This is a genomic window from Streptomyces sp. NPDC015171, from assembly GCF_043079545.1.
GTDB lineage: Bacteria > Actinomycetota > Actinomycetes > Streptomycetales > Streptomycetaceae > Streptomyces.
Genome location: NZ_JBIBUO010000003.1, coordinates 453876 through 466902, shown reverse-complemented (window position 1 = coordinate 466902; position 13027 = coordinate 453876). Strand labels below are relative to the sequence as shown.

Genomic DNA, 13027 nt, shown 5'->3' with positions numbered 1-13027 from the left:
TCCCTCCCCCGACCGCTCCACCGACCGACCGTCGCGCACAGACCGGAGCGGTTCCCCCAAGGGCGGGGCGAGTTGTCCCCTGTCACGACGCCGACCCGGCGCCGGGCGGCGGACGCCGCGGTCCATCCCGGCCGGATACCCCTCGGCGGGCAGTCTCCGCATCGGCTGCCCGCTCCGGCCGGCGTCCCCGGACCGCCCGGAGGCGAGCACCCTGGTCGACTCCCTGGGCCCGACGGCCCCGACCGGCTCGCCTCCGGGGCCCCACTCCCCGGCCCGGCAGACCCGCGGCGCCCCGGCACCCCCATGGCCGAGGGCACGGCCCCGTCTCACGGAGGCGGTCCCGGAACCGTCCACTGACAGACACCGGTACGGCCTGCTCCGGGGCGAGGCGCCGACGCGTCGCGGCCCGGCCGCCCTGTGCCGTCCCGGCAGCACCACCCCGGACCATCCCCCACTCGTCCGAAGGACAGCCATGCACCACACGCTCCGCACCCCCGCCCCCGCCCCGGCCGCCGATCCGTCCTGGACCCGCACCCGCCCCAAGCCCGGCTCGCCGGAACAGGCGCACTGAGCCCGGCCGCACGCCCGGGCCGGGTGCCGTGCGCTGCGGCATCCGGCCCGCGACCCGGTAGATTCACCGCCGGTGCGGGTCGTCCGCACCCGTGGGCGGCCCGGTTCCGCGCGGTTCCGCGTCCGCCGCGTGTGCCGTCCTCGCCGGGGGTCCGCATGATCTGGTCGCCGATACGCCGCGGCCTGCGCGCGCCCGCACTTCCCGTGCCGGGGCGGTGCGAGCCCGGTCGCCATGTGCTGGCCACCGATCGGCTGCTGCTGTTCACCCCGCGCCACCACCTGGACGTGCTGGCGGCCATCGCCGCGAGCGCGGACGCCGAGGCCCAGCGATGGCTGGGCACCCAGGCCGACAAGGTGCTGCCCGACCCCGCCGACCGCCGCACCCTGCTGGCCTGGCGGCCCGCGGGGGACGATCGCCGCCGGCTCCCCCGCGACCTGGCCGAGCCGTACGTGCCCGGCCCGGACGAACCGCTCCTCCTGGTCTGCGTGCGCACGTCGGACTACGGCTACGCGGGCGCCCTCGAACTGCAGCACCGCTCGGGCGAGATGGGCGGCTGGCTGGCACCGGACTGCCGTGGCCGGGGCCTGGGCACGGAGCTGTTCCGCGCGGGCGTGGAGCTGGCGCACACCCATCTCGGGCTCACCGCGATCCGGGCCGGGGCCGAGTCCCGGAACACCGCGAGCCGACGGGCCCTGACCCGCGCGGGCCTCGTCCCCGACGGAGGGCCGGCCCGGCACACCCTGCCCGACGGCCGCGAGACCGACTCGCTCTGGTACCGGCACGACACCACGACGGCCCTGCGCTGCCGCTGACCGCACGCACGGCCGGCCGCCGCGCGCCCTCCGCACCGCCGGCTCCGGCGCTGCGTCTGCCGCACCGCACACGCGCCCGCAGCCCGTGCCCGTGCCCGTGCCCGACCAGCAGAACAGACATATGCTGCAAAACGGCACACCGAAGGGAATGCCCATGTCCGACGCGCCCACCGAGCACACGGCCGACCCCGCAGCCCCCGCAGCCGAGCTGACGCTGAGCCCGCTCGGCATCGAGCACCTCGCCGCCGTGCTCGACCTCGGGCACCGGGTCTACGACACCGACGCGATGCCCTACACCGGCTGGTCGCTGTCGGCCGTCGCCGGGCATCTGGACGCACCGGACCCGGCCTGCCTGGTGCTGCTCGACGGCGACCGGGTCGCCGGGTTCGTGCTCGGTTCGCTCTCCTTCGAGCAGCGCGCCGACTGGGGATACCTGGAGTGGATCGCCGTCGACCCCGCGTACCAGGGGCGCGGGGCGGCCTCCCGGCTGGTCAAGGAGTGCTGTGCGCGGCTGGCCGCCGCGGGCGCGGTGTGCGTGGTGACGGACGTGGAGCGCCGCAACACCGCCTCCGCCGAGCTGATGCGCCGCAACGGCTTCGCGGAGGAGGCCGCCGTCAGCCTCTTCGTACGACCGCTCACCGACGCCCCCGCGGCCCAAGCGGGCCGGGCCCGGGACACCTCGGCGCCCCGCCGGCATCTCACCCGCGCGGCGGCCGAACGGATCCGCTGAGCGGTCCGGGGGCGGGGCGGCGGACGCGCGCCGCGCGACGGTCCGGCCCCGGTCGGCCGACGCACCACTCGGGCCGGATGAGGCGCCGGCCTGCGTCCACCTGCCGCACGGGCCGCATCCGGTTCCGGCGCCCCGCTTCGGGGCCGCGCCAACTCATCCGTCCAGGTCGGCGGGTGCGCCGCGCGGATGCCCGAACGGCTCCGCGGGGCCACCGGTGCCCGGCAGGCGCGGACCCGCGGCCCTCCTGGGCGAGGGCCCGGCAGCGGCCGTACCCGCCGGCACGCCCGGACTGCCCCGAATGCCTGTTTGACGTGCGCGGCTCACGGGCCGGTGGCTGAATGGCCGTCATGGACTTCCTCGCCGCGTACGACGCGATCCCGGAGGACGACGCTCCCCAGCGCGTGGCCCTGCTGCGGCGGTCCATGGTGGCCGGCCGGGCGGCCCTGTTCGCCGAGCTGCGCGCGCACCGGCCCGTGTTCAGCACGCCGGTCGGTGTGTTCGTCACCCGGCATCCGGACGTCCTGGAGGTGCTGTCGGCGCCCGAGACCTTCACCGTGGGCGTGTTCGGGCCGACTCTGGAGGACGTCCTGGGGGCGCCGTTCGTCCTCGCCCGGGACGGTGCCGATGTGCACTGGCGGGAGCGCGGCTACGGGCAGCTGATGCTCGCGCCCGAGGACGCGCCCCGGGTGCGGGAGCTGACCGCGCGGATCGCCGACACGGTGCTGGACGAGGCGATCGGCGGGGGCGCTGACACCTTCGACCTCGTCCAGGACTACGCCCGCCTGGCCGCCGCCCGGGTCGCCCTCGCCTATCTGGGGCTCACCGGCATCGAGGAGGAGAGACTGCACTCCTGCACCCGCCGGATGCAGTGGGCGTTCGCCGTCAACCCCGACCGCGACCCGGAGATCCACGCGGCGGGCGTGGACGCGGGACGCGAACTGCACGACCTGGTGGCCGAGTTGGTCGACCGGCGCAGGTCCGGCGGGCCCGCGGCCGGCCCCGACGACGTCCTCGGCCGGATGCTGCGCACCCGGCTGCCCGCCGAGTACGACTTCGACGACGAGCGGGTCACTGCCAACCTGGTCGGCTACCTGACGAGCTATCAGCAGAACGCCACGCAGTGCACGGTCACCGCCCTCAAGGAGCTGGCCGTCCGCCCGGAGGCGCTGGTCGAGGCGGAGCGCGCGGCGGCCGAGGGCCCGGCCCGCTGCGACGCCTATGTGTGGGAGGCGCTGCGCTTCCACCCGTTCGTGCCCATCACGCCCCGGCTGTGCCTGCGCGACCGCGTCGTGGCCGCCGGCACCCCGCGGCAGACGGTGATCCCGGCCAAGAGCGTGGTGCTGGCCTGCTTCGCGTCGGCGATGTTCGACGAGGAGGTGCTCGACGCCCCCGCCGAGTTCCGGCCCGGCCGCCCGCCCGCGCACAACCTGGTCCTCGGCTACGGCGCCCACGAGTGCCTCGGCCGGTACGCGGCCCGGGTGATCGTGCCCGAGCTGGTGCGGCGCGTGCTGCTGCGGCCCGGCGTACGCCCGCTGCCCGGCGCCGAACGCGCCCTGGACTACGCCGGCACCCCGTTCCCGCAGCACTACGCGGTGCGTTCCGGCCGGGTCGCGGTGCCCACGGCATGACACCGGATCCGCCCCGCGCACGGCCCGGAGAACGCACGGCCCTCACGTCCCGCTCCCGCCCTGACCGCTCCGTGGAGCCGGGCCCGCGCGCAGGAGGGGGGCCGCGCGAGGGAGGGGACCGCCGGACGGCGCCGCGCCCCGGAGCGTCGGCGCCGCCGGCTCAGGCGTCGGTGGCCAGGCCGGCCGCGACCGTGGCCCCCAGCTCCCAGCACGCCTCGGTGTCCGCCTTGCCCGGCTCGCCGGTGACCGTCACCGGCTCGGCCACCGGGCGCCAGCCGAGGCCGGTGGTGACGGTCCCGATGGCGCGCACGGCACCGGTGACGTCGTTGCCGCCGTGGACGTAGAAGCCGAAGGGGCGGCCCCTGGTCGCGTCCAGGCAGGGGTAGTAGATCTGGTCGAAGAAGTGTTTCAGCGCGCCGGACATGTAGCCGAGGTTGGCGGGCGTGCCGAGCAGGTAGCCGTCGGCTTCGAGCACGTCGGAGGCGGTGGCCGAGAGGGCCGCGCGCCGTACGACGCGGACGCCCTCGATCTCCGGTGCGGTGGCGCCGGACACGACGGCCTCGAACAGCGCCTGGCAGTGGGGCGAGGGTGTGTGATGGACGATCAGCAGGGTAGGCACACCCGGCACCTTGCCGTGCCCGGCCGCCGCGTGCAAACGCCCGGCCGCGGCGGGGCTCCGTGGACCGCGTGGCCGGCGCGGACGGCTCGGACGGCCTGTCCGGGAACGCGCCGGATCGAGGACGGGAGGAGTCGTCGTGACCGAGGAGGACCGCCGGGCACCGGCAGCCGTGGTGTTCGACGCGCTGGGGCTCGACTACGAGCGGGCGTTCGCCGCCTCCGCGCCGCACCGGGCGTCGCTCGCCCGGCTGCTCGAACTGCTCGCGCCCGGCAGCCGGGTGCTGGACGTGGGCAGCGGCACGGGACGGCCGACCGCGCAGACCCTCGCCGCCGCCGGTCACCGGGTCCTGGGCATCGACGTCTCCCCGGTCATGGTCGACCTGGCCGCGCGGCAGGTGCCCGAGGCCGAGTTCCGGCTCGCCGACATCCGTGGAACGGCGGTGGCGGAAGGCTCGTTCGACGCCGCGTGCGCGTACTTCTCGCTGCTGCAGATGACGCGCGACGATCAGCGGGCGGTCGTGGCGAAGCTGGCCCGTGCGGTACGGCCGGGCGGGCTTGTCGCGCTGGCGACCGTGCCGGTGGACGTGGAGGACGCCGAGGGGGTCTTCATGGGGCAGCCGGTGCGGGCGACGAGCTTCGACGCCGAGGCTTTCAGGGCACTGGTGACCGCCGCCGGGCTGACGGTGCTCAGCGAGGAAGAGACCCTGTTCACCCCGGACCACCCCCGGGCCGCACCCGAGCCCCAGCTGTTCCTGCTCGCCCGGCGCACGGCCGGCTGACCGGGGGTCCGGCGGGCCCCGGTGCACCGGGATATCGCCCGCGGCGCTGTCGGTGCCCTCGGTTACAGTGGCGGCTCCGAACCGGAGGGGAGACGACAGTGCAGGTCAGGGTGGGGACCGTCGGAGGCCGGGTGATCGTGGCCGCAGCGCTGGCCGCGGTGCTCGGCGGCTGCGCGGAATCGGCGGACGACGACGGGAAGAAGTCGGCGAGCGCGTCGCCGGGCACCAGCGGCACGGCAGCCGGGAACACCGGGGCGAAGGACACGGCCGCGGCCCGTGGCGGCTCGATCGGCGCGGCCGGTTCCGCCTGTGAGCTGCCCGTCCGCTTCGACGTCGCCAAGCACTGGAAGGCCAAGCCGATCGATGCGGAGAAGGAACTCGCCAAGGCGTCGAAGGGCGAGGACGGCGACCTGAGCGGGGCGCTCGCCGACGCCTTCCTGCGGCAGGGACCGGTCACCTCGGCCTGCGAGATCGACGCCAAGCCGGCCGGCAACATCGGCTTCCTGCGCGTGTGGACCGGCAAGCCCGGCGGCGCGGACGCGGGCGGCGTGCTGCGGGCGTTCGTCGCCGCCGAGGACAACACGAGCAAGCCGGAGTACCACTCCTTCAAGACGGGCGGCGGCCTCGCCGCCGTGGAGGTCGAGTACCTCTACACGAGCAAGTTGCTGGAGGAGACGAAGAAGGAGAGCGCCTTCGCCGTCAGCACCCCCGACGGCCCGGTCGTGCTGCACCTGGGCGGCATGGACACCGAGGAGCACGAGGAGATGCGGCCGGCGTACGACCTCGCCAAGCGGACCCTCACGCTCTCCTGAGGACCGCCCACCGCCGCCCCGCCGCTCGGGCCCGGCTCGCCTGCCGCCCGGCAGCAGGTCGATGTGCGGGCGGGCGGGGCAGCCGTGGGATCCAGGTGCGCCGGACGTCCTCGGCGAAGCACCCGGTGTCGGCGGAGCGCTCCCGCCAGAAGGGTGGTCAGTGCACGTCCTCGGCGCACTCGGCCGGCGACAGGAAGGTGCCCGGCGGCAGTTCAGCCGGACCGCGCCCGGTCACCCGCAGGCAGGCTTCGGCAGAACCGTCCACGACCGGGTATACGAGGGCCACCTGCTCCAGCACCTCGATCGCGCCGCCGAGGTGCAGCTCCGCCGCGTGCACACCGTCCGGGAAACGGCCGGCCAGAAGCCCGAAGGCGGCCGTGCCTCCGCCGTCGGCGACGCACTCCCGGATCTCGAAACGCCAGTGCTCGGCCGCGTCGGCGAGCAGCGCCCTGCCCGGTTTGCCCAGTCCGGCGAGGAAGTCCGCGCGGGCTCTCAGCTGATGGGCGATGGCGCAGCAGATCACGACCGCACCGCCGTACGGCGTCGCCACCCGGGTGTATCCGGCGTGGGGACTGGACGACAGGGCCTCGTCGAGCAGCCCCAGCGCGGTGGCCCGCGCCGCCGGGTGCCCCTGCTGGGCGATGTCCAGGAGAAAGGGTGCCGCGACCGCGGCCGCCGGAAACACCGCGGCGCTGTGGCCGTGGACGATACCGCCGCCGCCGAGGAGCGAGCCGGCCCGCGCGGCCTGCTCCAGGTTCGCCGCGTCGGCCAGGCCGCGCAACCCCCGGGCGGCGCGCTCAGGCTCGTACCAGTCGGGGTGCCCCGGTACGGCACCCCAGTCCACCGTGTCGATCGTCTCCCGCACGACAGCATCGTCGCAGCACGGGCGGCGGCCCCACGCGGGGGCCGCCGCCCGTGAGCGGTTTGGCGGGACGGTCAGTAGCGCAGGCGCCTGGCCCGGAGCAGCATGAACAGGCCCGACAGGGCGAACAGACTGCCGAGGGCGGCGGGCCACAGATGGGCCCCTGTCTCCGCCAGGCCGCCCTGGGCTGCCTGGGGTTCGGTCCGCGCGCCCGACGGCGGGGTGTATCCGGCGGCACCGGCCTGGCCTGCCGCCGGAGAGGCGGAAGCGGCGGCGGGGACGGCGGGGACGGCGGGAGCGGACGGGGTGGGGGCCGAGGCCGGGGTGGTGGCCGGTCGCGCGGATGCGGTCTTGTCGGCGGCGTCGGCCTTGTCGACGGTGTCGTGCTTGCCGTCGGCTCCGTGCTTGCCGTCGGCTCCGTGCTTGTCCTCGGTGTCGTGCTTGGTGGTGCGGGCGGGTCCGGTCGTCGGGTCGTTCCGCGGTGCCTCGCCGGGCTGGGTGGCCGAGGGGGCCGGCGCCGGCGCCGAGGTGACGCTCTCGCCGGGATCCGTGGCCGAGTCTCCGTCGGGACCGTCGGTGGCCTGGTCGGTGGCCTCGTCATCCGGGGCGGTCGTGTCGGCGTCGCCGGGGGCGGCCGTGGCCTCGTCACCGGGGGCGGTCGTGGCGCCCTCGCCGGAACTCTCCGTGGGCGCCGGCGTCGTACCGGGGGCGTCGGCGGCGGCGCCGCAGGTACGGCCGGAGTTGATGCAGTCGACCATCTTGTCCATCAGGTCCTCGTCGAAGACGTTGATGAAGTCGCCGTGGTCGGTGACGGGCTTGTGCAGCTGCTCGGGGAAGGAGTCCACGGCGAACAGCGGCACGGTACGGCCGCCGTCCGCGACGCTCGGCGCGGGGACGTCGTAGACGATGCGCTGGACCAGCTGCGGAATGGGCCGGAAGCCCGCCGGGCAGGAGCCGTCCTCGGTCGCGAAGGCCACATGGGTGCGGTGGTTGGCGCTGTCGATGTTGCGGCCGTCCCAGCAGCTCTGGAAGCGGAAGGTGCGTACGACGTCGCTGCCCTGCGGGCACAGCGGGTACTTGTCCTTCAGCTGCCGGTCCTCGAAGCCGGTGCAGCTCCAGGAGGCGTTGGCGTTCCCGGGGCCGTTGACGAACGCCTTGGCGTCGCCGGTGATGATGCGCAGCAGGCGCGGCATGGCGGTGACCTGGCCGCGCGGGTTGCCGACGAAGGTCAGCGTCACCTGCGCGGGCGTCACGATCTTGCCGGCGTTGCCCTCCGTACCGCCGCCCGGGGCTCCGGCGTCGCGCTCCTGGGTGCCGTTCTGCAGGCGCAGCACCGGCCAGTAGTACGAGGACTTGTCACCCTGGTCCGCACAGCTCGTGTCGGCCTCCGCCAGGTCGTCGTCGCTCGCGAAGGCGGTGTTGTCCTGGTTGCCGACGTAGTCGTGGAAGTGGTGGGCGCCGTTGGAGACGCCGGGAGCCACGATGACGTTGTCCGAGTTGAACAGGCCGTTCGCGTTGACGCCGCAGTCGGAGGCGAAGGTGCCGCGCGAGGCGTCGCCCTGCGGGGGCGGGGCCGGCGTCTCGGGCTGTACGGCGGTGATGTCCGCGTAGTCGGAGACGACGGGCCCGTTGCCGCCCTGCCCCGCGCCGTTCTGCCCCTGGCCCCCGCCGCTCTGGCCCGCGCCCCCGCCGTTCTGGCCCTGGCCGGTGCCGTCCTGCCGGCCGCCGTCGCCCGGGACGGCGGGACTCTGCCCGGTGTCGCCGGGGCGCAGGGTGCAGGCGGCGAGGCCGTCCAAGCCCTGCGGACGGTCCCCGGCCCGGTCGATGGCGTCGGCGATCCGCCCGAGGGACGCCGACCGCTTCTCCCGCAGCGGGTTCATGATCGCGTTGCCGGCGGATCCGGTGTCCTGGCCGGCGGCCCCCGCCTGTTGCAGCCGGCGGTAGGCCGCAGCGGTCTGCTGGTCGAGCCGGGCCAGTTCACGGTCGACGTCCGTACGGGCCGCGCCCGGTATCTCCGTGAGCCGGTTGCCGACGTCAGGACAGACGATGGTCGCCATGCCCGCGCTCAGGACGTGTCCGGTGGAGTCGGCGCCGGACCCGTCACCCCAGCCCTCGCCGGCCGAGGCGTAGACGTTCGCCGCGATGAGTCCGGTGCCGCCCAGCATCAGGGCGACCGCTGCGAGGGTCGCGCGTCGTGCGCCGGTCGGGCGTCTGCGCCTGTTGCGTACCAAGGTCGTCCCCTGAGTGTCTTCGCCGGTCGGGCATGGAGTTCCCCGGCCTCATACGGACGGAGGATCCACTGTGTTCAACAGCATCGCGAATTCACCGGCACCTCACAGGAAACCACGGCCCGCACCCTTTCCCCGTCGAACGCCCCTGCGAACATCACGAATATGTATCGGACATTTCACCCCTCAACCTTCACACGAGGCACACACGTTGGCTAGGTTGACGCGAGGCCGCCGCCCGGCACAGCCCCGGCGAGCCGCCCAACTGCCCTGCGGGGCAAGGAAGGAGCACGTCTTCCATGGCGCCGGAGAGCCGCGACGAGGTTCGGCAACGGATCGACTCGCTGTACGACCAGGCGGAGAACGCCACCGGTAACTTCAACGCGACCCGGGCCATGGCCGCCCGGACGCGCTCACGGGGCGTTCCGTTGGCCAAGCGGGGCAACCGGCGCCCGGATCCGGCGCTGGACGAGATCGCGCGGCAGTGGTTCGACGCGGCGCGCAACCGGCTCGGCCCGACCGTCCCGGCCGTACTCCCCGCCGACCGCCTGCCCGGCCGGCCGCCCGTCCCGGCCCGCGCTCAGGAGTGGGACGACGCTGGCGGCGCGCTCGCGGGTGGTGAGCGGGCGGCCCTGGAAGCCGGCCCGTCCGCACGGGCACCGCGGGCCCTGGAGCGGAGCCCCGACCGCGCGGTGGCCGCGCTGCCACCCGCGAACGCGGCGGCCGAACTGCCGGCGGGCGGCGCGGCGTACGCGGCGCCGACGGAGGGCCCGGCCGGTGGCACGGCACCCGCGCTGCCGACCGGTGCCACGGCCTACGCCCTGCCCACTGGTGACACGGCCTACGCCCTGCCGACCGGTGGCACGGCTTCCCCATGGCCGGTCGACGGCACGGCTTCCGCATGGCCGACCGACGGCACGCCTTCCGAGTGGCCGGCCGATGGCACGACGTCCGGGTGGGCCACCGGCGGCACGACCTCCGCATGGCCGACCGGCGGCACGGCTTCCGCATGGCCGACCGGCAGTACGACTTCCGAGTGGCCGACCGGCGGCGGTGCGGCCGGGGCGGCCCCCGAGCGCGCCATGGGCGCGTTTTCCGCGCCGCTCACGCCCGCGTTCACGCCCGTGCTCGCGCCCGCGTCCGGGCCCGCGCCGGAGGGCGGACCGGCGGCGCTGTCCGGTGCCGCGTCGCCTCAGCCTGCCGGTGGTGTCCTGGAGTTGCCGGCCCCGAGCACGCCGGAGCCGATCGCTCCCGTCGGCGCGACGGCCCTTCTGGGCCTCGGGGAACCGGAACCGGCCCCCGGCGCCCTCCCGGAAACGGCGCTCCTCCCGGCACCCGGCCTGTCCGGCGGTCCGGAAAACCCCGTCCGGGTGCCTCGCCCCCTCCCCCGTACCGGCGGGTTCGGCCGGCTCTCCCCCGCCGTCGCCAAGGCGGCCAGCCGGAACAAGCTCAGCACCGCCGGCGGCCTGCTCACCCGCCACACCGCGCAACTCGCCCCGCAGGCCCTGCCCGTTCAGCCGCCGCCCGTCCCGACGCCCGCTCCGGTCAGCGCCGTCGCCTCGACGTCCGGCACCGGCGCCTTCCCTTACGCGGAAACCCCCGCACCCGTGACCGGCACGGGCTCCTTCCCCTACCCGGCCGCCACCCCTGGCACCGCCCTCCCCGGCGTCCCGGCACCGGAGTCGCCCCGTGCCGTGCGGGCCGCCAAGGCGATCGCGTTCGCTCGGGCGCAGGTCGGGAAGCCCTGTGTGTGGGGTGCGACCGGGCCGGGTTCGTACGACTGCTCCAGCCTCACCCAGGCCGCCTGGCGGGCCTCCGGGGTCGCGCTGCCGCGGGCCGCTTACGAGCAGGCGCTGGCCGGTGCGCCGGTCACGACGGCCGCGATCGAGCCCGGTGATCTCGTTCTCTTCTTCGACGACGACCGGCACGTGGGCCTGTACGTCGGCGACGGGATGATGGTGCACGCCCCCGGCCCCGGGTCGACCATCCGCGAGGAGTCGATCTACGGTGCCGGGGAGGCGGCGATCCACCGCGTCGTCCGGCCGGCCTGACCGGGACCAGCCGCGGGGCCGGCGGGCGCGTCGGCTGTCGTGGTGGTCAAAGCAGGGTCTCGGCCAACGGGCGCTAGGTGAGGCCGAGTTCGCGGACGCTGCGGCTGTTGTCGACACGGAACCGGATGCCGAGGTGTTTGCGGACGCAGTCCTGGGTGAGGCCGAAGGCGGGGCCCAGGACACGGACCGGCCAGTGCGGGAGCCTGGTGCGCGGCAGCCGGAGGTCCCAGGGGCAGCGGCCTCGCTCCAGCGGCCGTCGCACCAGATGGCTGCCGACGAAGCCGCTGCCGCCCGTCACCGCGACCGTCGCCCCCGGGGCGATCGCGCGCGCCGCCCGCGCCTGTCCGCCCAGGCCCGTTCATCCCTCGGCGCCGGGCCGCACCCAGCTCGCCGGGGCCCCGCATAAGCAACCCCTCGACAACCCATAAGATCAGCTTATGAGGTCATAGACCAGACCCGCGTACCAACTTAGGGCTGCCTTAGTTTAGGCTTCGTGATCGAGTCGCCCATTCACGCTCGAAGGGAACCTGATCATGCCGCGCCCGCTGCGGGTAGCCATCGTCGGAGCCGGCCCCGCCGGGATCTACGCCGCCGACGCCCTGCTCAAGTCCGAGGTGGCCGCCGACCCCGGCGTGTCCATCGACCTCTTCGAGCGGATGCCCGCCCCGTTCGGCCTGATCCGGTACGGCGTCGCCCCCGATCACCCGCGTATCAAGGGCATCATCACGGCTCTGCACCAGGTGCTCGACAAGCCGCAGATCCGCCTGTTCGGCAACGTCGACTACCCGGCCGACCTCAGCCTGGACGATCTGCGCGCCTTCTACGACGCCGTGATCTTCTCCACGGGCGCGATGGCCGACCGCGACCTGTCCATACCCGGCCTCGACCTGGACGGCTCCTACGGCGCCGCCGACTTCGTCTCCTGGTACGACGGCCACCCGGACGTCCCCCGCACCTGGCCGCTGGAGGCCGAGAAGGTCGCCGTCCTCGGCGTCGGCAACGTCGCCCTGGACGTCGCCCGCGTCCTGGCCAAGACCGCCGACGAGCTGCTGCCGACCGAGATCCCGCAGAACGTCTACGACGGTCTGAAGGCCAACAAGGCCGTGGAGATCCACGTCTTCGGCCGCCGCGGCCCGGCGCAGGCGAAGTTCAGCCCGATGGAGCTGCGCGAGCTGGACCACTCCCCGAACATCGAGGTCATCGTCGACCCCGAGGACATCGACTACGACGCGGGCTCGATCGAGACCCGGCGCGGCAACAAGCAGGCCGACATGGTCGCCAAGACGCTGGAGAACTGGGCGATCCGGGACGCCGGCGACCGCCCGCACAAGCTGTTCCTCCACTTCTTCGAGTCGCCGGCCGAGATCCTCGGCGAGGACGGCAAGGTCGTCGGCCTGCGCACCGAGCGCACCGCCCTGGACGGCACCGGCAACGTCAAGGGCACCGGCGAGTTCAAGGACTGGGACGTCAGCGCCGTCTACCGCGCCGTCGGCTACCTCTCCGAGAAGCTGCCCAAGCTCCCCTGGGACATCGCCTCCGGCACCGTCCCGGACGAGGGCGGCCGGGTGATCGAGGAGGGCGGCACCCCGCTGCAGTCCGCCTACGTCACCGGCTGGATCCGGCGCGGCCCCGTCGGCCTCATCGGCCACACCAAGGGCGACGCCAACGAGACCGTCGCCAACCTGCTGGACGACTACACCCACGGCCGGCTGCACACCCCGACCGCGCCCGAGCCGGAGGCCGTGGACGCCTTCCTCGCCGAGCGGAACGTCCGCTTCACCACCTGGGACGGCTGGTACAAGCTGGACGCCGCCGAGCGCGCCCTGGGCGAGCCGCAGGGCCGTGAGCGCGTGAAGATCGTCGAGCGTGAGGACATGCTGCGGGAGAGCGGGGCGTAAGGCCCCTGCCACCCATCGGTCCCGGGGGCCGGCGCCGC

The 13027-nt window shown here is 74.9% G+C and carries 11 protein-coding genes; 7 read left to right on the top strand and 4 right to left on the bottom strand.

Going from position 1 to position 13027, the window contains the following annotated elements; genetic code table 11:
* Window positions 1-726 precede the first annotated feature (726 nt).
* The 3 genes from ACF073_RS10260 to ACF073_RS10250 all read left to right on the top strand — a co-directional run bounded on the left by ACF073_RS10260 (window position 727) and on the right by ACF073_RS10250 (window position 3741).
* Window positions 727-1383, top strand: a complete 657-nt coding sequence (locus ACF073_RS10260; protein ID WP_392068256.1) for a GNAT family N-acetyltransferase — start codon at window positions 727-729, stop codon at window positions 1381-1383.
* Between the two features lie 154 nt (window positions 1384-1537).
* Window positions 1538-2113 (top strand): GNAT family N-acetyltransferase, encoded by a 576-nt coding sequence (locus tag ACF073_RS10255; RefSeq protein WP_392068254.1) that lies wholly within the window; start codon window positions 1538-1540, stop codon window positions 2111-2113.
* A gap of 338 nt (window positions 2114-2451) precedes the next feature.
* On the top strand, window positions 2452-3741 hold the full coding sequence (locus ACF073_RS10250) for a cytochrome P450 (RefSeq protein WP_392068252.1): 1290 nt from the start codon (window positions 2452-2454) through the stop codon (window positions 3739-3741).
* Between the two features lie 160 nt (window positions 3742-3901).
* Here the strand turns inward: ACF073_RS10250 and ACF073_RS10245 are convergent, their stop codons facing one another.
* Window positions 3902-4360 (bottom strand): flavodoxin family protein, encoded by a 459-nt coding sequence (locus ACF073_RS10245; RefSeq protein WP_392068250.1) that lies wholly within the window; start codon window positions 4358-4360, stop codon window positions 3902-3904.
* Window positions 4361-4496: 136 nt separating this feature from the next.
* On the opposite strand from ACF073_RS10245, the gene ACF073_RS10240 reads away from it, so the two are divergent.
* Window positions 4497-5138: a class I SAM-dependent methyltransferase gene (locus ACF073_RS10240; protein ID WP_392068247.1), complete on the top strand. Its 642-nt coding sequence runs from the start codon at window positions 4497-4499 to the stop codon at window positions 5136-5138.
* Window positions 5139-5236: 98 nt separating this feature from the next.
* Window positions 5237-5950, top strand: a complete 714-nt coding sequence (locus tag ACF073_RS10235; protein WP_392068245.1) for a lipoprotein — start codon at window positions 5237-5239, stop codon at window positions 5948-5950.
* A gap of 157 nt (window positions 5951-6107) precedes the next feature.
* On the opposite strand, the gene ACF073_RS10230 is transcribed toward ACF073_RS10235, so the two are convergent.
* On the bottom strand, window positions 6108-6815 hold the full coding sequence (locus ACF073_RS10230; RefSeq protein WP_392068243.1) for a hypothetical protein: 708 nt from the start codon (window positions 6813-6815) through the stop codon (window positions 6108-6110).
* A gap of 71 nt (window positions 6816-6886) precedes the next feature.
* Window positions 6887-8977: a DUF1996 domain-containing protein gene (locus ACF073_RS10225; RefSeq protein WP_392068922.1), complete on the bottom strand. Its 2091-nt coding sequence runs from the start codon at window positions 8975-8977 to the stop codon at window positions 6887-6889.
* Between the two features lie 362 nt (window positions 8978-9339).
* On the opposite strand from ACF073_RS10225, the gene ACF073_RS10220 reads away from it, so the two are divergent.
* Window positions 9340-11091, top strand: a complete 1752-nt coding sequence (locus ACF073_RS10220) for an NlpC/P60 family protein (RefSeq protein ID WP_392068241.1) — start codon at window positions 9340-9342, stop codon at window positions 11089-11091.
* A gap of 73 nt (window positions 11092-11164) precedes the next feature.
* Here ACF073_RS10220 and ACF073_RS10215 read toward each other — a convergent pair whose 3' ends face one another.
* On the bottom strand, window positions 11165-11389 hold the full coding sequence (locus ACF073_RS10215) for a hypothetical protein (RefSeq protein WP_392068239.1): 225 nt from the start codon (window positions 11387-11389) through the stop codon (window positions 11165-11167).
* Window positions 11390-11624: 235 nt separating this feature from the next.
* On the opposite strand from ACF073_RS10215, the gene ACF073_RS10210 reads away from it, so the two are divergent.
* Window positions 11625-12989 (top strand): FAD-dependent oxidoreductase, encoded by a 1365-nt coding sequence (locus ACF073_RS10210; RefSeq protein ID WP_392068238.1) that lies wholly within the window; start codon window positions 11625-11627, stop codon window positions 12987-12989.
* The last annotated feature ends 38 nt before the right edge of the window (window positions 12990-13027 follow it).